The sequence below is a fragment of the Roseovarius sp. D22-M7 genome (genome assembly GCF_037083785.1).
Taxonomy (GTDB): domain Bacteria; phylum Pseudomonadota; class Alphaproteobacteria; order Rhodobacterales; family Rhodobacteraceae; genus Roseovarius.
Genome location: NZ_JBAPKY010000002.1, coordinates 167,625 through 185,792 on the forward strand (window position 1 = coordinate 167,625; position 18,168 = coordinate 185,792).

21 protein-coding genes and 1 pseudogene are annotated in these 18,168 nt (G+C 66.3%); 3 read left to right on the forward strand and 19 right to left on the reverse strand.

Annotated elements, in window-relative coordinates; translation table 11 throughout:
• Positions 1 to 58: 58 nt before the first annotated feature.
• The 7 genes from pqqE to V8324_RS01865 all read right to left on the reverse strand — a co-directional run bounded on the left by pqqE (position 59) and on the right by V8324_RS01865 (position 5,591).
• Entirely contained in the window at positions 59 to 1,168 is a 1,110-nt protein-coding gene (gene pqqE, locus V8324_RS01835; protein WP_336418226.1) for a pyrroloquinoline quinone biosynthesis protein PqqE, read from the reverse strand.
• The gene (pqqD, locus tag V8324_RS01840; RefSeq protein ID WP_336418200.1) at positions 1,168 to 1,446 is read right to left on the reverse strand and encodes a pyrroloquinoline quinone biosynthesis peptide chaperone PqqD; all 279 of its coding nucleotides are present in this window, start codon (positions 1,444 to 1,446) and stop codon (positions 1,168 to 1,170) included. Before pqqD ends, pqqE begins: the two co-directional genes overlap by 1 nt.
• Positions 1,443 to 2,192 (reverse strand): pyrroloquinoline-quinone synthase PqqC, encoded by a 750-nt coding sequence (gene pqqC, locus V8324_RS01845; RefSeq protein ID WP_336418201.1) that lies wholly within the window; start codon positions 2,190 to 2,192, stop codon positions 1,443 to 1,445. Before pqqC ends, pqqD begins: the two co-directional genes overlap by 4 nt.
• Entirely contained in the window at positions 2,189 to 3,085 is an 897-nt protein-coding gene (pqqB, locus tag V8324_RS01850; RefSeq protein WP_336418202.1) for a pyrroloquinoline quinone biosynthesis protein PqqB, read from the reverse strand. Before pqqB ends, pqqC begins: the two co-directional genes overlap by 4 nt.
• A 21-nt stretch (positions 3,086 to 3,106) precedes the next feature.
• On the reverse strand, positions 3,107 to 3,205 hold the full coding sequence (pqqA, locus tag V8324_RS01855) for a pyrroloquinoline quinone precursor peptide PqqA (RefSeq protein ID WP_336418203.1): 99 nt from the start codon (positions 3,203 to 3,205) through the stop codon (positions 3,107 to 3,109).
• A 111-nt stretch (positions 3,206 to 3,316) separates the two neighbouring features.
• Positions 3,317 to 4,000, reverse strand: coding sequence for a response regulator transcription factor (locus V8324_RS01860; RefSeq protein WP_336418204.1), 684 nt, complete (start codon positions 3,998 to 4,000; stop codon positions 3,317 to 3,319).
• Positions 4,001 to 4,010: 10 nt separating this feature from the next.
• On the reverse strand, positions 4,011 to 5,591 hold the full coding sequence (locus tag V8324_RS01865; protein WP_336418205.1) for a sensor histidine kinase: 1,581 nt from the start codon (positions 5,589 to 5,591) through the stop codon (positions 4,011 to 4,013).
• A gap of 167 nt (positions 5,592 to 5,758) precedes the next feature.
• Here V8324_RS01865 and V8324_RS01870 point away from each other — a divergent pair, with 167 nt between their 5' ends.
• Positions 5,759 to 5,944, forward strand: coding sequence for a hypothetical protein (locus V8324_RS01870; protein WP_336418206.1), 186 nt, complete (start codon positions 5,759 to 5,761; stop codon positions 5,942 to 5,944).
• A gap of 4 nt (positions 5,945 to 5,948) precedes the next feature.
• Here V8324_RS01870 and V8324_RS01875 read toward each other — a convergent pair whose 3' ends face one another.
• From V8324_RS01875 to V8324_RS01910, 8 genes and pseudogenes are all read right to left on the reverse strand, one after another.
• Positions 5,949 to 6,740 carry an ABC transporter permease gene (locus V8324_RS01875; protein WP_336418207.1) on the reverse strand — a complete coding sequence of 264 codons (792 nt, stop codon included), beginning with the start codon at positions 6,738 to 6,740 and terminating at the stop codon, positions 5,949 to 5,951.
• Complete coding sequence (locus V8324_RS01880) at positions 6,737 to 7,453, reverse strand: ABC transporter ATP-binding protein (protein WP_336418208.1); 717 nt, start codon at positions 7,451 to 7,453, stop codon at positions 6,737 to 6,739. The genes V8324_RS01875 and V8324_RS01880 overlap by 4 nt, the downstream gene beginning before the upstream one ends.
• Positions 7,440 to 8,102 carry an ABC transporter ATP-binding protein gene (locus V8324_RS01885; RefSeq protein ID WP_336418209.1) on the reverse strand — a complete coding sequence of 221 codons (663 nt, stop codon included), beginning with the start codon at positions 8,100 to 8,102 and terminating at the stop codon, positions 7,440 to 7,442. The genes V8324_RS01880 and V8324_RS01885 overlap by 14 nt, the downstream gene beginning before the upstream one ends.
• Positions 8,099 to 8,863: an ABC transporter permease gene (locus V8324_RS01890; RefSeq protein WP_336418210.1), complete on the reverse strand. Its 765-nt coding sequence runs from the start codon at positions 8,861 to 8,863 to the stop codon at positions 8,099 to 8,101. Before V8324_RS01890 ends, V8324_RS01885 begins: the two co-directional genes overlap by 4 nt.
• Positions 8,860 to 9,774: an ABC transporter substrate-binding protein gene (locus V8324_RS01895; protein WP_442970444.1), complete on the reverse strand. Its 915-nt coding sequence runs from the start codon at positions 9,772 to 9,774 to the stop codon at positions 8,860 to 8,862. Before V8324_RS01895 ends, V8324_RS01890 begins: the two co-directional genes overlap by 4 nt.
• A gap of 197 nt (positions 9,775 to 9,971) precedes the next feature.
• Positions 9,972 to 10,403 (reverse strand): annotated as a pseudogene (locus V8324_RS01900) (hypothetical protein); the annotation flags it as partial.
• A 39-nt stretch (positions 10,404 to 10,442) separates the two neighbouring features.
• Positions 10,443 to 11,414, reverse strand: coding sequence for a YVTN family beta-propeller repeat protein (locus V8324_RS01905; protein WP_336418212.1), 972 nt, complete (start codon positions 11,412 to 11,414; stop codon positions 10,443 to 10,445).
• A gap of 12 nt (positions 11,415 to 11,426) precedes the next feature.
• Positions 11,427 to 12,614: an ABC transporter substrate-binding protein gene (locus tag V8324_RS01910; RefSeq protein ID WP_336418213.1), complete on the reverse strand. Its 1,188-nt coding sequence runs from the start codon at positions 12,612 to 12,614 to the stop codon at positions 11,427 to 11,429.
• Positions 12,615 to 12,767: 153 nt separating this feature from the next.
• On the opposite strand from V8324_RS01910, the gene V8324_RS01915 reads away from it, so the two are divergent.
• Complete coding sequence (locus V8324_RS01915; RefSeq protein WP_336418214.1) at positions 12,768 to 13,256, forward strand: DUF3280 domain-containing protein; 489 nt, start codon at positions 12,768 to 12,770, stop codon at positions 13,254 to 13,256.
• Positions 13,253 to 13,795 (forward strand): SRPBCC family protein, encoded by a 543-nt coding sequence (locus V8324_RS01920; RefSeq protein WP_336418215.1) that lies wholly within the window; start codon positions 13,253 to 13,255, stop codon positions 13,793 to 13,795. Before V8324_RS01915 ends, V8324_RS01920 begins: the two co-directional genes overlap by 4 nt.
• A gap of 140 nt (positions 13,796 to 13,935) precedes the next feature.
• On the opposite strand, the gene V8324_RS01925 is transcribed toward V8324_RS01920, so the two are convergent.
• The 4 genes from V8324_RS01925 to V8324_RS01940 form a co-directional block, all read right to left on the reverse strand.
• On the reverse strand, positions 13,936 to 14,475 hold the full coding sequence (locus tag V8324_RS01925) for a PQQ-dependent catabolism-associated CXXCW motif protein (RefSeq protein ID WP_336418216.1): 540 nt from the start codon (positions 14,473 to 14,475) through the stop codon (positions 13,936 to 13,938).
• Positions 14,475 to 15,290: a substrate-binding domain-containing protein gene (locus tag V8324_RS01930; RefSeq protein ID WP_442970445.1), complete on the reverse strand. Its 816-nt coding sequence runs from the start codon at positions 15,288 to 15,290 to the stop codon at positions 14,475 to 14,477. Before V8324_RS01930 ends, V8324_RS01925 begins: the two co-directional genes overlap by 1 nt.
• Positions 15,291 to 15,402: 112 nt before the next feature.
• On the reverse strand, positions 15,403 to 15,858 hold the full coding sequence (locus V8324_RS01935; RefSeq protein WP_336418217.1) for a plastocyanin/azurin family copper-binding protein: 456 nt from the start codon (positions 15,856 to 15,858) through the stop codon (positions 15,403 to 15,405).
• 143 nt (positions 15,859 to 16,001) lie between these two features.
• A complete protein-coding gene (locus V8324_RS01940) occupies positions 16,002 to 17,804 on the reverse strand; it encodes a methanol/ethanol family PQQ-dependent dehydrogenase (protein WP_336418218.1) in 1,803 nt (600 codons plus the stop codon).
• Between the last annotated feature and the right edge of the window lie 364 nt (positions 17,805 to 18,168).

Genomic DNA, 18,168 nt, shown 5'->3' on the forward strand with positions numbered 1-18,168 from the left:
GCCATGCGCGCGGCCCCGCTCTGCCCTGACGCGACCGAGAGATCCGGCTGTTCAGGTCTCAGCCGTTCTGCGCCTTGGGCGTCTTTTCGGGAAAGCCGCGATAGACCAGCGGTGCCTCGTCCTGCGTGGCATATGTGTCGGCGCTTTCCTGCAGCACGCCGTGATGCGGGGATTTCACGCAAACCGGATCGGTCGCCGCCGGATCGCCCAGCAGCGCCATCGCCTGGCAGCGGCAGCCGCCGAAATCGATCTCGCGGCGGTCGCAACTGCGGCACGGCTCCTGCATCCAGTCGGTGCCGCGATAGGCGTTGAAGGCCGACCCGTCATACCAGATGTCCGACAGCGGACGCTCCGTCACACGGTCGAATTGCAGATGCGGGATGGTTTCCGCTGCGTGACAGGGTAACGCCCGCCCGTCGGGTGTGATGTTGAGCCCGCTGCTGCCCCAGCCGCCCATGCAGCGCTTGGGCAGATCCTCGTGGTAATCGGCCGGCACGTAGTCGATCACCAGCCGCCCCTTGAGCTGCGCGCGCGCCTCGGCCACCAGCCTTGAGGCCTCGCGCGCCTGCTCCTTGGTGGGCATCAGGGCGGCGCGGTTCTCGATCGCCCAGCCGTGGAATTGCACGGTGGCCACCTCGATGCGGCGCGCGCCCATCTCCTGCGCCATCTCGATGGCGCGCGGCAACTGGTGCAGGTTGCGCCGGTGCAGCACTACGTTCAGCGTCAGCGGAAAGCCGATCTCGCCGATCCATTCCGCCACCTGCATCTTGCGCGCGAAGCCGCCGCGATAGCCGCCGATCTCGTCGGCCATGGCCGGATCGGTGCCCTGCAGCGACAGTTGCACGTGATCGAGGCCCGCCGCGTCGAGCGCGTGCAGCCGTTTCTCTGTCAGCCCGATCCCCGAGGTGATCAGATTGGTGTAAAGCCCGGCATCGCGCGCCGCCTCGACCAGCGGCACCAGGTCGCGGCGCGAGGCCGGCTCGCCGCCGGACAGGTGCAGTTGCAGCACGCCCAGATCGGCGGCCTGCCGGAACACGTCGCACCAGGTGGCGGTGTCGATCTCTGTCTCCTGCCGGGCCAGTTCCAGCGGGTTCGAGCAATAGGGGCAGGACAGCGGACAGCGATGCGTCAGCTCGGCCAGCATGGCGATCGGGGGGCTGGCGGCCATCATGGGGACACGTCCAGAAACCGCCGGTCGCGCAGCGCCGAAAGGAAACCCGCGCTGTCTTTGGCGATCTGCTCGGACGGGGCGTCGTATTTATCGGCCAACATGCGGGTGATTTCGCCGAAACTGCGCTGCCCGTCAACCTCCGACAGGATGGCGTGACCGATCGCATCCAGCGTCACCGCGCGTTCCGGCGCAAGCAGCACCCACGCCTCGCGCACCCGGTCGTAATGCAGCCGGACGCCGCGCGGCAGGGCCGGTATGTCGCCGGCGCGCATCATGACGCCCGCCGCATCATCAGGCCCTCGCCGGGCTGCCACGCGCCGGGGGGGATGCGCGCAGGGTCGACATAGGCGCTGTAAAGCGCGTCGAGCTGCGCCCAGAGGACATCCGTCTTGAAGGTCAGCGCGGCGGCGGCGGCATCCTGTCTCTCGGCCGTGTCGGCGTGGTCGAGCACCCATTGCAGGCCGAAGGCTACGTCGCGCGGCGCCTCCTTCAGCCGGTTGCGGAAATACGACAACGCGCTGTCATCGGCGAAATCGTAATTCTGCAGCAACCCCTCGATCCGCTGCGCGTGGATCTTCGGCGCAAAAAGCTCGGTCAGCGAGGCCGCGACCGCCTCGAGCAGTGTCTTGTCGCGCACGAATCGCACATAGGCATCGACGGCGAACCGGGTGGCCGGCAGCACGCCTTCGCGCGAGGCGACGTAATCGGGATCCAGCCCCACGGCCTCGGCCAGCCGCATCCAGCGGCGAATGCCGCCCTCGTTGGTGTCGGTGCCATCGTGATCCTCGATCCGCGCGCGCCAGATGCGGCGCAGCTCGGGATCCTCGACACGGGACATGAAGGCCGCGTCCTTCATCGGGATCGAATGCTGGTAATAGTAGCGGTTGATCACCCAGGCGCGCACCTCGTCGGGGGTGCACTCGCCGCCATGCAACCGGGCATGAAAGGGGTGGCGGTCGTGATACCGCTCTGCGCCGATCTGCCGCAGACGCGCCTCGAAATCGGATTGCGAGAGGGTCATAGCGTGATCTCCATTCCATCGCGCCCGACGGTCCAGCCGGCCGCCTCCGCCTGCGCCAATTCATCCGAATCGCGGCGATTGACGGGGTTGGTGTTGTTCATGTGCACGAAAACCTTTCGCCCCACGCGGATCTGCTCGAAGGCGGCGATAGTGCCGTCCGCGCCGCTCATCGACATGTGGCCCATGCGCTTGCCGGTCTTCTCGCCGAGGCCTGCGCGCCGCATCTCGTCATCGCGCCAGAGCGTGCCGTCGAAGAACACCAGGCTTGCCCCATCGAGGCGCGCGCGCAGCGCGTCGGTCATCATGGCGCATCCGGGGATGTAATAGATGCGCGCCGGTCCGGCTCGCATTTCCACCCCCACGGTCTGCTCGCCCACAAGGTCGGTCTGCACCTCCTCGCCTTCCATGTACAGCGGCACCTTGCCGGGCACCGCGAAAAGCGTCGCCTCAAGCCCCGGCAGCAGCGCAAACGGTTCTTCGAGGCGGACGGCCTTGCGCGTCACGACCGACCGGTTGAGCGCGTCGAAGATCGGGTTGGCTTCGAGAACCTCGTGGATTCCCGGTGTCGCGGCAAGCGTGAATGGCTGCATCTCGCGCAGCGTCAAAAGCCCGGCGACGTGGTCGATATCCCCGTTTGTGACCAGCACACTCGCAAGCGGCATGTCACGCAGTCCCGTCGGGTGCAGTTCCGGCGTGCGCGCAAGTTGCTCTCGAATGTCGGGCGAGGCGTTCAATACCGCCCACGACTTGCCATCTGGCGAAACGGCGACGGATGACTGTGTTTGGGACGGTATTTCCCCGGCGCGGGCAAGGTTGCAGTTGTCGCAACCGCAATTCCACTGCGGAAGTCCACCACCGGCCGCCGCCCCGAGTATGCGCGCGCGGAAATTCATGTCACTCCCGCGCGCACCAGATCAGAACAATACTTCGCGATCGTCCTCGAATTCGGGGCCGTACATGTTGATCTCCATGCCGCACTCGATTTCGCGGATGGTTGGTTTGCTCCATGCCATGACAAAGATCCTCCTCTAGGCTGTGTCTTTAGCATCCTGTCAGAATGCGCCAATTCGGCCAACCCTTATTTTATAAGAGCCGTGCAGACTTTGGTCGGCACCGATCCGCGCTCAGCCCCCGGCGATCACCGGCGGCGTGCCGTGGATGCAGAAGCCCTTGCTGCGGATCGTCCGGATCTCGAACCCGATGCCGGCGCCGGCGAGTTTGCGGCGCAGATAGCCGATATAGACATCGACCACGTTCTCGCTGACCGATCCGTCCGACGCCCAGAGCGCCTCGAACAGGACATGCCGCGGCTGCGGCGCGCCGCCCGTCTCGACAAGCCGCGCGAGCAGCGCGAATTCCCGCTCTGTCAGGGTCACCGCGTCGCCGCCGCGCCGCACTTCGCGCGACCGCGGGCACAGGGTGGCCGGCGCCGGGTGACGCTGGCCGGCGCGGCTTTCCTGCACGCGCAGACGCGCGACCAGTTCGTCGAAGGCGAACGGCTTGACCACGTAATCGTCGGCGCCCGCTTCCAGCCCGGCGGCGCGATCCTCGACCTCCGACAGCGCCGACAGCATCAGGATCGGCAGCGTCATCCCGCGCGCCCGCGCGTCGCGCACCAGCGCAAGCCCGCTATCGGTGCCCAGCATCACATCGACGATGGCGCAAGAGAACGGCCCCTCATGCAGCCGCGCCAGGGCGCGCGCGGCGCGGTTCTCCGACGCCGCATCATAGCCGTGCAACGCCAGACCGCGCGTCAGCGCAGAGGTGATTTCCGGGTCGTCCTCGACGATCAGAAGCTGTTTTCGCATGGGTCACATCCTAGCCCGTCGCGCGCGGCAGGCGAACCGATATCTTGGTCCCGGGTGCCGGCCCGAGGGCGTCCGCGCGCCGCACCGGGCTTTGCAGGTCAATCGCCCCGCCCTGCGCCTCGATCACCCATTTCGCCAGCGCCAGGCCGATGCCGAACCCCGCGCCCTGCGCGCGCCCGGCCTGCGCGAACCGCTCGAACACCCACGCCTGATCCGCGCGCGCGATGCCGGGGCCATTATCCGTGATCGAGAAACCGCCCCGCGCCTCGTCCGTCACCGGCGCAAGGCGCAGCCGCCCGCCATCCCGCGCGTGGCGCAGGGCGTTGCGCAGCAGTCCGACGACCACCTGCCGCAGCCAGTTGGGATCGCAGGTGACCTGCAACGCAGGCATTTCGGCAACCTCCAGCGTCAGCCCCTCGGTGTCGATCTCGGCGCGCACCTCTTCGACGACCTGCGCCGCGATCCGGTCGAGCGGCGTCGCGACCGGGTCGAGCATCAACTGGCCGGTGTCAGAGCGCGCGACGCGCAGCAGGTCGTCGATCCGACGGTTGAGCCGGTCCGCGCGCGCCTCGATCGTCGCAAAAGCCGCGCTTGCGCCCTCGCCGCCCTGCCGGCCGATCTGCGCCTCCATCAGGATGACGGTCAGCGGGGTGCGCAATTCGTGGCTGATATCGGCAAAGAAGCGGCGGCGCGCCGCGTCGATCTCTTCCAGCCTGACATTGGCGACGCGCAGCGCCTCGGTACGCTGCGCGATGGTCTCGTTCAGCCGCGCCCGGTCGGCCCGCACCGCGTCGCGCCGCGCCGCGAGCGCCGCCGCCATGCGCCCGGTCTCGGCGTAAAGCCGTCCGATCTCGTCGTTGCCCCCGGCCGGCAGCGAGACCACGAAATTTTCCTGCCCGATCTCCTGCGCGGCATCGCGCAGCCTGTCGAGCCGCCGGAACTGCGGGCGGATGAGGCCGAAATGGAACGCCGCCGCGAGGCCCACGGCCAACAGCGCAAGCACGATCGCGGCCAACGACAGTCGCTGGCGCAGATCCTCGATCCCGCTCAGGATGTCGTTGCGAAAGATCCGCTCTGTGTTGACGGCCGCGTTCAGCAGCGGGTCGAACGCATTGGCAAAGCTGTCGATATGGGCGCGCAGCCGCGCCCGGTCGGTGCCGGGCGCCCGCAGCGCCGACAGCGTGTTGTCCAGCAACGCCTCCATCCGCGCAAGTCCCAGCGATTGCGTCGCGTGCCGCGACTGCATGTCGAGCCCCAGCCCCCGCGCCTCGTCCACGGCGCCTTCCAGGTCGGCGCGCAGCGCCGTGAAGGTCCGCGATAGCGCCCCCGAGACCGGGGTCAGCCGCTCGGCGCGCGCATCGGCGGGCTGACCAGTCTGCACGGTTTCCGTGGCGATCACCAGGAAGGTGGATACCTCGCGCGACAGGATCGCATAGCGCGTCATCCGCGCCTCCGAGGTCAGCGCGGCATCCAGCCGGTCGGCGACGCGGGTCATCCCGAGATAGAGCAGCGCCGCCAGTATCAGCGTCACCCCGCCCAGCAGTGCCGCGCCGATCCCCAGTCTCGCTTTCAGCGATTCGGTGACCTTCATCTGCCCGCCCCCCTAAGAGATGCCGGAAAATCCGGCGGCGGCCCGGCAAAACCAAGGGCCTCACAGTGATTTTCGGGCAGGCGGGTGAAACTCATTCGAATCGGGTTACCATCGCTTACGGGGCATGATGGGTCCGTGGACCCTGATCTACTGCGACGAGGTGTATCATGATCGAACTGCTATTTGTCACCTGCATGGCCGCCGCGCCGGATGATTGCGCCGAACGGCGCCTGATCCTGGGCGACATTTCACCCGCGGCGTGCCAGCGTCTGGCCCAGCCCGAACTGGCCCGCTGGATGGAAAACCACCCGGAACTCGACATCCGCCGCTGGCAATGCCGCCGCATGTCGTGACAGGCTAACCCTTGCGTTTCATCAGCGCGCGCGAGGGGTCATAGGCCCGTATTGCCAGCGCCGCCAGCACCGCCGTCGATCCCAGCACCCAGGCCAGCGCCGACCAGTTGATCTGCAGATATAGCAGGAAGCGGATCAGCTCGACCACATGGGTGAACGGGTTGAACGCGCAGATATCGTGCAGAAGTTCCGAACTTTCGGCCATCTTCCACAGAGGGTAAAGCGCGGAGGACAGAAAGAACATCGGGAAGATCACGAAGTTCATCACGCCCGCGAAATTCTCCAGCTGGGTGATGAATGACGAAAGCACCAGCCCGAGCGCACCCAGCATCAGCCCGCCCAGCACCAGCCCCGGCAATACCGCGACATAGCCCCAAAGCGGCATGGTGATATCGAACAGCGCGGCGATGCCGAGAAACGCGTAGACCTGCAGCACCGAGATCAGCGTCGCCCCCAAAAGCCGGCAGAACAGCAGCCACCAGCGCGGGAAGGGACTGGTCAGCAGCAGCCGCATCGACCCCATCTCGCGGTCATAGACAAGGCTGAGAGAGCTTTGCATGCCGTTGAACAACAGCACCATCGCGCAAAGGCCGGGCACGATATAGGTCTCGTAGGTGATGTAGGTCTGGTAGGGCGGGATGATCGACAGGCCCAATGCGGCCCGAAACCCCGCCGCAAAGACCAGAAGCCAGATCAGCGGGCGCACCAAAGCCGCCAGAAAACGCTCGCGCTGATGCACGAAGCGCAGGAACTCGCGGCCCATGATGGCGCGCGCCACACCCCAGTACCCGGTCATGCCGCCGCCCCGGTGCGATCCAGGAACCAGTCCAGCAACGGCGTCTGCCCGCAAATGTCGCGCGTGACGCCGTCGGCGAGGAGGCGCCCCTCGTGCAGCACCAGCAGGTGATCGTCGTTGCGCACCTCGTCGGTCAGATGCGTGGTCCAGAGCACGCACAGCCCCTCGTCGGCCAGGTCATGCACATGCCCGACGATGGCGGCCCTTGCGGCGGCATCGAGGCCGACGGTCGGCTCGTCCAGCAGCAGCACGCGCGGCTTGTGCAGCAGCGCGCGCGCCAGCTCCATCCGCCGCCGGTGTCCGCCGTTGAGGGCAGACACCCGCTCCTGCGCGCGCTCGGCCATGTCCAACCGGTCGAGGGCGGCATCGATGCGCGCATCCAGCCCACGCCGCGGCAACCCGTGCAACGCCGCGAAATAGCGCATGTTCTGGCGCACCGTCAGGTTCAGGTCTAGCGTCGGCTGCTGGAACACCACCCCCAGATCGGCGAGCGCCCGGCGGGGCGCGCGCGCCAGATCGTGCCCGGCGATGGCGATCTCGCCCTCGGGCGCGACCAGAAGCCGCGTCAGCAGCGACACCAGCGTGGACTTGCCCGCGCCGTTGGGCCCCAGCAGCGCGCAGAAACTGCCTTCGGGCCGCACGAAGGACACCCCGTCCAGCGCCTGTTTCGCGCCGTAGCGAAACCGCAGATCGCGCACCTCAAGTTCGGCCATCTCGCCCTCCGTTCGCGCGCGACCCTGCCCCGGATGCGGGCCGATCACAAGCGGGCGCGGCTCTCAAACTCGCCGGCGCACCATCCAGATGCAGCACCCGGTCGGCCAGCCGCGCGGCCTCGACGGGCGAATGGGTGACGAACACCGTGGCGGGCCGCGTCTCGGCGATCAGCGCCTCGGTCAGGCCCAGCATCTCGTCTGCGGTGGCAGCATCGAGCGACACGAACGGCTCGTCCATCACCAGAAGCTCGGGCCGTCCGGCAAAGGCCCGCGCAAGGCTCAGCCGGCGCTGCTGGCCCAGCGACAACTGCCCGGGAAAGGCCCCGGCCCGGTCGCCCAGCCCGACCTTGGCCAACGTGGCGCGCGCCGCCCAGTCGCCGAGATCCGGGTGCACGATCCGCAGGTTGTCCAGCGCCGAACGCCACGGCAGCAGCGTCGGGTCCTGAAACACCATCGCCCGCCGCGCCGGCACGCGCACATGGCCCTGATACGCGATATCGATGCCGGCAACGATCCGCAGCAGCGTCGATTTGCCCACGCCCGACGGCCCGAGGATCGCTAGCGTCTCGCCCGCGGCGAGGGTGAAATGGACCTTGCCCAGCACCTGCACATCACCAAAAGACTTGGCGTCGATCGCCACCTCGATCATGCGTTGCGCCAGCGCCGCACGCGCCGCTCCCACGGTTGCAGGACCGCCCATTCCACCGCCAGCATCACCGCGATGAAGGACAGCGCGTAGACCAGCACCATGCCCACGTCGAACAGCTGGAAATACATGTGGATCTGGAACCCCACGCCCGAGGACCGGCCAAGGAATTCCACCACCAGCACGATCTTCCAGATCAGCGCCACGCCCGACCGCGCGGCCCCGGCGATGAACGGCGCAAGTTGCGGCAGCACCACGTGACGAAGCCGCGCGCGCCGCGACATCCCGTAGACCCGCGCCATCGCATCGAGACCGGGATCGAGCGCCCGCGCCCCCTCGCGCAGCACGCTGGTCACGAACGGGATCTTGTTGAGGCTGACGGCGAGGACCGCGGCCACATCCGTCAGCCCGATCCACAGGTAGCACAGCACGATCACCACCAGTGCCGGGAGGTTGAGAAACACCACTAGCCACGGATCGAACCAGCGATCCAGCCCCGCCGACCGCCCCATGGCAAGCCCGAGGGCCACGCCGATGCACATGGCGATCACGAAAGCGCAGCCCACTCGCCACAACGTCATCCCCAAGTGATAAAGCAAGGCGCCGGAAAGCAGCTCGTCCCGGAACGGGACGACCAACTGCCACGGCGCAGGCAATAGCTGCGTGTCGCGGGTCAGGAGCGCCGCGACGGCCCAGACCAGCACAAGCGCCGCCAGCGACAGCACCGGCACGGGCAAACCGCGGCTTTGCGCCCCTGCGCTCATTCGACCGGGGCGAACAATCCCGGCGGGATCTGCGCGGCGTCGCCCATCAACGCGCGCCCGCCCAGATCGTGCATCAGCGCGAACATCGCACGGGCGCCCTCGGGGTCCACCGGCCCGCGCGGCGGCACGCCGGCCAGCCAGTCGGCGCGCAGCTGCGCGAATTGTGCCTGGGATTGCGCGTCGATCAGCGGGCGCAGCGCGTCCCATGCCGCGTCCGAGCGTCCCAGCAGGTCCTTGGCCGCGCGACTTGCCTCATAAAAGGCCTGCGCCAGCCCCGGATTGTCCCCCAGAAACGCCTCGCGCATGTAATAGCCCAGAAGCGGCGTCTCGGGGTCGAGGCCGAGCGCCTGCGCGGCCTCACCCACCGAGATCAGCTCGCGCATGCCCTCGGCCTTCATCCGGGCCAGGTAATGCCAGTAATTGATCGCCCCCGCGTAATCCGCACCGACCGCCGATCTGTAGATCAGCGGCGGCGCGCCATAAACCTGCTCGGTGTCCGCAGCGATATCCATGTCATGCGTGGCCCGCGCGTAAGCGCGCAGGATCAGCCATGACTTGTCCAGTGGCCCGCCCGCGATGCCGATCTTGCCGCCGGCAAGGTCCGCGAGGCTCCGCGCAGGGCTGCCCTCGGGTACCACGAGGCCCCCCACGGCGCGCGAATATGGGATGAAGAGGTAATCGCGCCCCGCCGCGCGCTGCCGCGCCAGCCAGATCATGTCGGCCACCGCCAGATCCGACGCCCCACCCTGCACCGCAAGATGGGTGGCGGCGGTGTCGGCGTAGCCCTGCACCTCCAGCCGGAAACCGTGTTCGCGATCGAGGCCCTCGCGCAGGATGGTCTGCAATTCCCAGTTGACCGTGCCGATCTTCAGCACGGCGGCGCGGATCACCGGAAGATCCTCGTCGCCCATGGCCGGACCACCAAGAAGCAGCCCCAGCACCAGAGACAGGCGCGGGAGAATCCCGCGCCTGCCGGTTCCCTTGATGAGGCGGAAAAGTCTCAAACGCGCAGGGCCCCTTACTGGATGTTGAAGGTCACCATCTGGCTTTCACCGGTCGATCCGGGGATTCGCAGCACGTGCCGCCCCGGCTTGATCGCGACAAAGGACAATTCCAGCGTNACCATCTGGCTTTCACCGGTCGATCCGGGGATTCGCAGCACGTGCCGCCCCGGCTTGATCGCGACAAAGGACAATTCCAGCGTGCCCGCCTCGTCGAACTCGAGGCTGTCCACGGCCATCGGGCGTATTTCGATCCCGTTGATCACGATCTCGTCCATCCAGATCGCGCGAAAGAAATCCGGTCCCGACAGCGCCAGTTCGGCGGATCCGTCGGCGGTGATCTCCATCTCGTAATAGGCCCCGGATTCCAGCGTACGGTCCTCGCCCAACTCCTTGCCCGAGCCGAGCACCAGCTCGATCGGTTCGCCCCGGTTGCAATTGGCCAGCAGCCCGGCAAAGCCCATTTCGTCACAAAGCGGCGCGGCGGCGGCGGGACCGCCCACAAGCATCGCAAGGGTGAAAACAGCAAGTTTCTTCATCTGATGTCCTTTCGGTCTTCGGTTGATGTGTCCACGAGGTTACTCGATGGTCGCCACGCCCCACGGCGCCTGGCCGACCTGCACGGATCGGATCGCCTCTTCCTTCTCCACGTCGATCACCGTGATGTCGTTGGAATTGCCGTTGGTCGAGATCAGGTATTTCTGGTCCGGCGTGAACGCCAGTTGCCAGACCCGCTGCCCGGTGAGGATGTAATCGAGCACCTCAAGGCTCTCGCCGTCGATCACCGCCACGCGGTTCGCCGGCCCGAGCGCCACGAACACGCGGCTGCCGTCCTCGGTCACCTTGATGCCCACGGGCTGCAGCCATTCGGGGCGAACGTTGGGCACCTCGAAGGTGATCTTGCCCACCTCCGTCGGCGCGCCGTCCTCGGCGATGTCCATCACGGTGACGGTGCCGCCGATCTCTGCCGACACGTAAAGGCGCGTGCCGTCGGCGGTATACTGCGCGTAGCGCGGGCGCTGATCGACCAGCACGTTGTACTTGATCTCGTAATCCTCGGTCGAGATGAAATGCGCCATGTTCGTCGTCTCCGAAGTGTTCACGACGAACTTGTTGTCGGGGCTGATCCCCATTCCCTCGGGCTCGACGCCCACCGGCACCTCGGCGAGGATCTCGCGGGTTTCGGTGTCGGTCACGGTGACGAGGTTGTCGTCCTCGTTGGCGATATACAGCCGCTTGCCGCTTTCCTCGAGAATGAACAGTTCGGGGTCCGGGCCCGAGGGCAGGCTGGGCAATTCCTCGTAGGTCTCGGTGTCGAAAACCCGCACCAGGTTGTCATCCGACGCGCAGACATAAAGCTTCTTGCCGTCGGGGCTGACGGTGATGCCGCGCGGGCGGTTGCCACCGTCGAACTCTGTCAGCACCTCCCAGGTGTCGGTATCGACGACGGTGATGGTGTTGCCCCGTTCATTCGAGACGAACGCCTTGCCGGCAAGCGCGGGCGACAGGCCAAGTGCGACAAGGGCGGTCGAGAGTAGCAGCGTTTTCATGATTGTCTCCGGTCAGTTGAAGGCCGTGCATTGCGATTCGGGCTGGTCCAGACCCAGCGTGTCGAGCGGCGAGCGCTGGTGCAGGAACCCCTCCTGCGGGCTGACGCTGACGGTGATGCGCCCGTCGAACAGCAGGATCGGCTGGCGCAGCTGGCCGTTCCAGCCGCGAAAGGTCACCGGCTGCCCCTTGAAGGCCGCAAGCTCGAATTCCTCCGACAGCACGTAATCGCGGATCACGTCTGGCGCGCCGCTATCGGTCCGCGTCACCGCCTCGCCCACGGCGCGCAGCGCAAGCCAGACATTGTAATCCTCGGGCATGACATATCGCCCGGCGACGTCCTCGAACCGGGTCTGGAACTGCGTCGCGCCCCAGGCCTCGTGCGCGCCGTGCATCGTCACCGGGCGCAACCCGCCCGAGCCCATCACCGGCCGCGGCGTCCAGAGGTGATAGGGCAGATAATTCGCGAAATAATCGGTCGCGTCGGCGGCGATCACGACGTCGTGATCCTCGGCCCCCTGCATGAAGGTCGGCAATTGCCGCTGCACAAGGACATGCCCCGAATCGGTCCGGCGGCTGCCGCCGGTATCCTCGAACGCACGCTCTTCCACGATGGCGGCGCCGAATTTCTCGGCCGCCCGGCGATACGCCTCGCCGAGCGCGCGGTCGGCGGGGTTGGTGCCCTCGACAAGAAACCAGTCCTGCCATTGCTTCCAGACCGCGAACTGCGCTACCGCATCGGCCGCCATCTGGTGCGACGGCGCGACATGCAGGATATTCGCCCGGCACTCGGCATCGCGCAATCCGGTCTCCGGCGCGGATGCATTCAGCACCAGCGCGCCCTCTTCCGCCGCATGGTCGGCAAGGCGCAGCAGATCCCCGGCCTCGGCCTGCACCACGATCACCCGGATGCCGTCCGCCAACAGCTCCTCGAGCGCGGCATCGGCCTCCTCGGGGGCTGCGGCGCGCGTCACCGTTTCGTAGCTGTGGCCCAGGAACGCGCCGGTCGTGCCGTTATCCCTGTCGGCCAAGGCCGCACCGGCGAACCCGATATCGCCGGGGCGCAGATCGAATCGCGACACCGGCAGAAGTCTCGGGTAATCCACCCGCAAGACGGCGGCGCGCATCTCGACCGCCCAGGACGCAGCTGCCGCGCCGCAAATCATAAGAGACGCCAGAAGCGCCCGAACGCATGTCAGCATGTGATCCTCCCTGCCCGGCCTTTCCCTGAAAGGCGTGCTGCGAAACCGTGCCGCGCGGGGCAAGCATCGGAAACCGCTACCTTTGGCCGTGTTGTCAAACAAAGCCTAACAGCCCCACGCTGTCAGCCCAGTCTTATTTTATAAGAGCATCCCATGCGCCTGACGACGTTGATCTTCCTCGGTTTCGCGACGGCAGCCCAGGCCGGCGAGAAGACGGCGTTCTTCGGGATCACCTATATCGACGACTCGTTGCAGGGCGAGATGCAGGGCGTGGATCCGGCCGAATCCGCACGTCTCGAGATGCTCGAGGCGATGGTGACCGATCGATTTACGGCCGAAGGCCACGACCTCGTGGATCTCGCCCCGGTGCGAGAAGATCTCGACCGCATCGTCAATCCCGCGAAATGCTACGGCTGCGACACGCGGATGGCGCAAAAGCTCGGCGCGGATCTGTCGCTCGTGGGCGAGGTGCAGAAGGTCTCGAACCTGATCATCGCGATGAACCTGCAACTGCGCGACGCGGAAACCGGCGACATGCTGCGCGGCGGCGTCGTCGACATCCGCGCCAATACCGACGACGCGTGGCGGCGCGGCATGCGCTACATCCTCGACAACCGCATTTTCCGACAGGAGGCGAAATGAAACGACGTCTATTCCTTGCGGCGACCATTGCGGCGGCATTGCCGTCCGTGGCGCTGGCCGAGAGCCCGGTCGAACTCGAAGTCTCGCTCACGACCGATCTCGCCGCCGACGCCGAAACGGTCTGGTCCGCGATCGGGGATTTCCAGGACATGTCCTGGCACCCGGCGATCCATGCCACGACCGGCGAAGGCGGCAACGAGGCCGGTGCCACGCGCCAGCTGACCCTCGGGGGCGCGGACGGGCCGACCATCGACGAAACGCTCGACAGCCACGGCCCCGACGCCATGCGCTATGCCTACCGCATCACCGACGTGAACCCGGAGGTGCTGCCGGTGTCCGACTACGCAGCGCAGATCGAGGTGATGGGGCGCGACGGCGGCGGATCCACCGTCGCATGGCGCGGCACCTTCCATCGCGCCGATCCCGGTGCCAACCCGCCTGAGGCGCAGAACGACGAGGCCGCCATCGCGGCGGTGACAGGGGTCTACCGTGCGGGCCTCGACGCGCTTACCGCACGTTTCGGCGCGCCGGACAGCTGAGCACGCGCGACGCCGGCCTCCGGGTCCTCCCGGCTCGAACGCCCGAGCGGGGGTTTGGGGGCCGCGCCCCCAAGGCCTCCGCGTGGCCCGAACGCGATTGACACTGCGCGCCCACAGGGCGCACCGCTGTCACAAACCCGTCAGCGCGCGGGTTCGGGGGTCACAGCCTCGGTCGGATGGCCCGCTGCGATCCACGCATCCGTGCCGCCCGGCATCCAGTGCACGCGACCATAGCCCAGCTCCAGCGCGCGTTTCGCGGCATTCCACGACATCCAGCATTCCGCGAGGCAGAATATCACCAGGGGGTGATCCCTGTCCCCATCCGTGACCGCCTCGAGGCCCTGCCTGAAATACGCGGCCGTTTCCTCGGCAAGCGCGCCGTAGCCGGTATTGGGCAGCCAGACCGCCCCGGGAATGGACTGCCGCGGCGCATCGTACCAGAGCGTCCCCTCGGGCAGGTTGTCGGGCTTCGGGGCGCGCGGCATCACATCCACGAAGGCCGCGTCGCCCGATTGCCACAACTCGTGCGCCGCGGCGGCCCCGATCACCTCGGCGCCGGACAGCGTGTCGGGGACCGGCGCGCGGTAGTGATCCATCCGGTAGCCGTCGGGCGCGCGTACTTGCTCGGCCTCCGTCGCGACGGGCGTTCCCAGCAGCACGAGTAGCAGCAGTATCCGCATCAGCCCTCGGGTTTTTTGACCGCGGTACCCATGTCATTGACCAGCGGCACGCCCGCCTCGCGCAGCAGCGCGTCGATCTCGTCCTGGTGGCGCCGGATCAACGAGTTGAGCTGGCGTTGCCAGACCTTCTCGCCCTGCCGCACGCCCATTGTGATCCGGTAATAGAGGCGCGGCGCCTCGGTCTCGCCCACCAGCGGGATCACCGAAAGATCGGGATGCGCCTGCTTGACCAGCGGCCCGCCGATCGGTCCCCAGAGGACCGCCGCGTCGATCTCTCCGGCGTCCAGATCAGCCAGCATGTCCTGAGCCGGGCTTTGATGGCGGCGGTCGACGAAAAGCTGGTAGGGCCGCGCCTGCCCGATCAGCCCATTGCGCGCCATGTGCGACGCGGGCGGCGTGCCCGCGACGATCCCGATGCGCTTGCCGTCAAGCTTCGCGTCCGAAAGTGATCTCACCCCGGCCAGCGGCCCGTCCTCGGACACGATCAGGACATAGACGGACGTCGCGTAATGATTGGTGTTGAGCACCATCTCGTGGCCCTGCGCATAGCCCATCACCACGTCGCAGCGTTTGACGTTCAGCGTGTTGCGTACGAAACCCGTGGCCATGGGGTACCACGTGTACGCAACAGGCACGCCCAGCTTGTCGGCGATCAACTCGGCCAGCGCGTTTTCGTAGCCGGTTTCGCTCTTGTCGGACATCGGCAAGCTGGCCGGATCGGCGCAGACACGAAGCCGGTCATCCGATTTCAGGTCCGAAGTCTGCGCAAACGCCGCTGGCGCCTGCCACAGAAGCAGCGACAGCGACCAGACCATCAAAGGAACCATTCGTGCTAACCGCATGATTTCGCGCCTTCATCTCCTGCAAAACCGGTTAGGACTGGCCCTCGCGCCACCTTGTAAGGCGCGGTGGCCCGATCCTGCGCCGTCATGCGAGGCCGCGCTCCTCGAGCTCGGCGCGCAGGTCCTTCAAGAGCCCCCTGGCCGGCAGATGCTGCGTCATTTCCAACGTGATTTCCATGTAGCGGTCGACGACTCCCGCCGGATCCTCGGGATTGCCCACGACGATGATGCCACCCATCCGGTTGCCCCAATGCGGCGTGCACTTGTAACAGACGATCCCTTCGACATCGAACTGGATGGCGACGTTTTGCCCCAGCTCGGTCTTGATCTTCTCTTGGCCCTCGGGAACCATGCCGTCCAGCGTTTCGACGTTATGGCTCGGCATGTTCGACCATTCCACGGTGTCGCCGACGTCGATGAACACGATCGCCGGTGCGAATTTCACGCCTTGTGCCATCACCTCGACACTTTTTCCGCCCTCCGCGGCCGCCTTGCTGGATGCCAACGCAAATGACGGCGTCAGCATGGCTGCGCCCGCCAACAGGATCTCGCGTCGATTCATGTAACCACCTCTTTGGATTTTCGATCCGGCCCAGGCTGTTCACCTCCAAGCCGGTGTCTGGTTTCCTCACGTTCGATGCCGGCACTCTGCGGTGCCGGCATCGTGGTCATTTCGGCAGTTCGTCAGTCGGGCAGTGCGAACACTGTCAACTGCCCGCCCAGAGCGGTGTAATCGCTCAGCGAGGCATAGCCGCCCACGGCACCGAGGCCGTCATTGGGGTTGGTCAGACCCGCCGCAAGACCGATCCCAGCCCAGCCGCCGATCCCCGACAGGATGCCGACATACTGCTTGCCCTCAAGCTCGTAGGTCATCACGTTGCCGATGATGCCCGACGGTGTCTTGAAACGGTAAAGTTCTTCGCCGGTCTCCGCATCCACGGCCTTGAGGTACCCCTCGAGCGTGCCGTAGAAGACGACGTCACCCGCCGTCGCCAGCGGACCCGACCAGACCGAGAATTGCTCGGGGATGGACCATTTGATCTCGCCCTTGAGATTGTCCCAGGCGATGAAGTTGCCCATTCCGCCGTGGCTGTCCTGCGCCGGGTACATCGACAGTGTCGCCCCGACGTAGGGCTGACCGGCGGTATAGGCCACGCGGAACGGCTCGTAATCCATGCAGACATGGTTGGTCGGCACGTAGAACGTCTCGGTCTTTGGCGAGTAGGATGCCGGTTGCTGGTCCTTGGAGCCGAGCGCCGCCGGACAGATGCCGGTGGTGTTGACGTCCTCGCCATTGGTCTCGGGCGAGTACTCGGCCACCACCTCCGGACGCCCATAGGTGTCGGACTCGGGGTCCATGTCCACGCCGGTTGTCCAGTTGACCACCGGATCGAACTTTTCAGCCACCAGCAATTCGCCGGTCACCCGGTCCATCGTGTAGCCAATGCCGTTCCGGTCGAAATGGGTCAGCAGCTTGCGCGTCTCGCCGTCGATCTCCTGGTCGGTCAGGATCATCTCGTTGACGCCGTCATAATCCCATTCGTCATGCGGGGTCATCTGGTAGACCCACTTTGCCATGCCGGTATCGATGTCCCGCGCGAAGATGGTCATCGACCAGCGGTTGTCGCCCGGGCGCTGCGCCGGGTTCCAGGTCGAGGGGTTGCCGGTGCCGTAATAGAAGAGGTTCTCTTCCATATCGGCCGCGTACCAGCCCCACGTCGTGCCGCCGCCGATCTTCCACTGATCGCCTTCCCAGGAATTCAGCGAGCTGTCGGCTCCGATCGGCTCGCCCAGATGGGTGGTCTTTTCGGGATCGACCATCAGCTGATCGTCCGGCCCGGTCGAATAGGCGCGCCACAACTGTTCGCCGCTATTCATGTCATAGGCCGTCACGTGGCCCTGCACGCCGAACTCGCCGCCCGAGATGCCGACGATGATCTTGTCCTTGACGGGCAGCACGGTGGCGGTGTTGGTCTCGCCCTTGGAGGGATCGCCGTTGACGGCCTCCCACAGGACCTCGCCGCTATCAGAATCGAGGGCAACCACCGTGGTGTCGGCCTGGTGCAGGAATACCTTGCCATCCGCGTAGGCAACGCCGCGATTGACCGTGTCGCAGCACATGACCGGGATCACGTCGGGATCCTGGCGCGGTTCGTATTTCCACTTGATCCGGCCCTCGTTCGCGAGATCGAGCGCGTAGACGATGTTCGGGAAAGGCGTGTGGACGTACATCGTGTCGCCGATCACCAGCGGCGAGCCCTCGTGCCCGCGCAGGACACCGGTCGAGAAGGTCCACGCAACCTGCAGATCGCCCACGTTGTCGGCATTGATCTGGTCAAGCGTCGAGTATCGCTGGTTCTCGTAATCGCCGGTCTGGATCGCCCATTGCTTGGGGTCATCCATCAACGCCATGAGATCGTCGTTCGCGTAGGCCATAGAGGCCGCGCAAAGGGCAATCCCAGAGGTCAAAAGCGGTAGCTTTTTCATCCTTATTCCTCCCTGAGATGCGGCAGGATAGCCGCAATTCCTACAACCGTTCCATCCTCGGACAGTCGTTCGCCTTGCCCATGCCGCCCGCCTTTACCTGGCGTGTGGCATTGAGCAAATTCACCCGTCGCGGCGATGCTTCCATTGTCCGCGACATGTGTTTCGTCTGGTCCGCGCGGCCGCGATGCGGTCTGGCGCGAACGCGGATCCGAGCCCGTGCCACCCGCCCGAGGGCGGGTATCCTAGCCAAGGACACCGCGACCCTCATCTCAGTATTCCACGACGGCGCGGATGCTTTCGCCGTTGTGCATCAGCTCGAAGCCGTCGTTGATCTGGTCGAGGGTCAGCTTGTGGGTGATCATCG

Coding starts and splice junctions, on each gene's coding strand:
- V8324_RS01920 (WP_336418215.1), top strand. CDS start 13,253: ATGAAACGACGTCTATTCCTTGCGGCGACCATTGCGGCGGCATTGCCG.
- V8324_RS01895 (WP_442970444.1), bottom strand. CDS start 9,774: ATGGGCGACGAGGATCTTCCGGTGATCCGCGCCGCCGTGCTGAAGATC.
- V8324_RS01880 (WP_336418208.1), bottom strand. CDS start 7,453: ATGGCCGAACTTGAGGTGCGCGATCTGCGGTTTCGCTACGGCGCGAAA.
- pqqE (WP_336418226.1), bottom strand. CDS start 1,168: ATGGCCGCCAGCCCCCCGATCGCCATGCTGGCCGAGCTGACGCATCGC.
- V8324_RS01910 (WP_336418213.1), bottom strand. CDS start 12,614: ATGCTGACATGCGTTCGGGCGCTTCTGGCGTCTCTTATGATTTGCGGC.
- V8324_RS01875 (WP_336418207.1), bottom strand. CDS start 6,740: ATGACCGGGTACTGGGGTGTGGCGCGCGCCATCATGGGCCGCGAGTTC.
- V8324_RS01890 (WP_336418210.1), bottom strand. CDS start 8,863: ATGAGCGCAGGGGCGCAAAGCCGCGGTTTGCCCGTGCCGGTGCTGTCG.
- pqqC (WP_336418201.1), bottom strand. CDS start 2,192: ATGACCCTCTCGCAATCCGATTTCGAGGCGCGTCTGCGGCAGATCGGC.
- V8324_RS01915 (WP_336418214.1), top strand. CDS start 12,768: ATGCGCCTGACGACGTTGATCTTCCTCGGTTTCGCGACGGCAGCCCAG.
- pqqB (WP_336418202.1), bottom strand. CDS start 3,085: ATGAATTTCCGCGCGCGCATACTCGGGGCGGCGGCCGGTGGTGGACTT.
- V8324_RS01865 (WP_336418205.1), bottom strand. CDS start 5,591: ATGAAGGTCACCGAATCGCTGAAAGCGAGACTGGGGATCGGCGCGGCA.
- V8324_RS01860 (WP_336418204.1), bottom strand. CDS start 4,000: ATGCGAAAACAGCTTCTGATCGTCGAGGACGACCCGGAAATCACCTCT.
- V8324_RS01930 (WP_442970445.1), bottom strand. CDS start 15,290: ATGGTCTGGTCGCTGTCGCTGCTTCTGTGGCAGGCGCCAGCGGCGTTT.
- V8324_RS01885 (WP_336418209.1), bottom strand. CDS start 8,102: ATGATCGAGGTGGCGATCGACGCCAAGTCTTTTGGTGATGTGCAGGTG.
- V8324_RS01925 (WP_336418216.1), bottom strand. CDS start 14,475: ATGCGGATACTGCTGCTACTCGTGCTGCTGGGAACGCCCGTCGCGACG.
- V8324_RS01870 (WP_336418206.1), top strand. CDS start 5,759: ATGATCGAACTGCTATTTGTCACCTGCATGGCCGCCGCGCCGGATGAT.
- V8324_RS01905 (WP_336418212.1), bottom strand. CDS start 11,414: ATGAAAACGCTGCTACTCTCGACCGCCCTTGTCGCACTTGGCCTGTCG.
- V8324_RS01940 (WP_336418218.1), bottom strand. CDS start 17,804: ATGAAAAAGCTACCGCTTTTGACCTCTGGGATTGCCCTTTGCGCGGCC.
- pqqA (WP_336418203.1), bottom strand. CDS start 3,205: ATGGCATGGAGCAAACCAACCATCCGCGAAATCGAGTGCGGCATGGAG.
- pqqD (WP_336418200.1), bottom strand. CDS start 1,446: ATGATGCGCGCCGGCGACATACCGGCCCTGCCGCGCGGCGTCCGGCTG.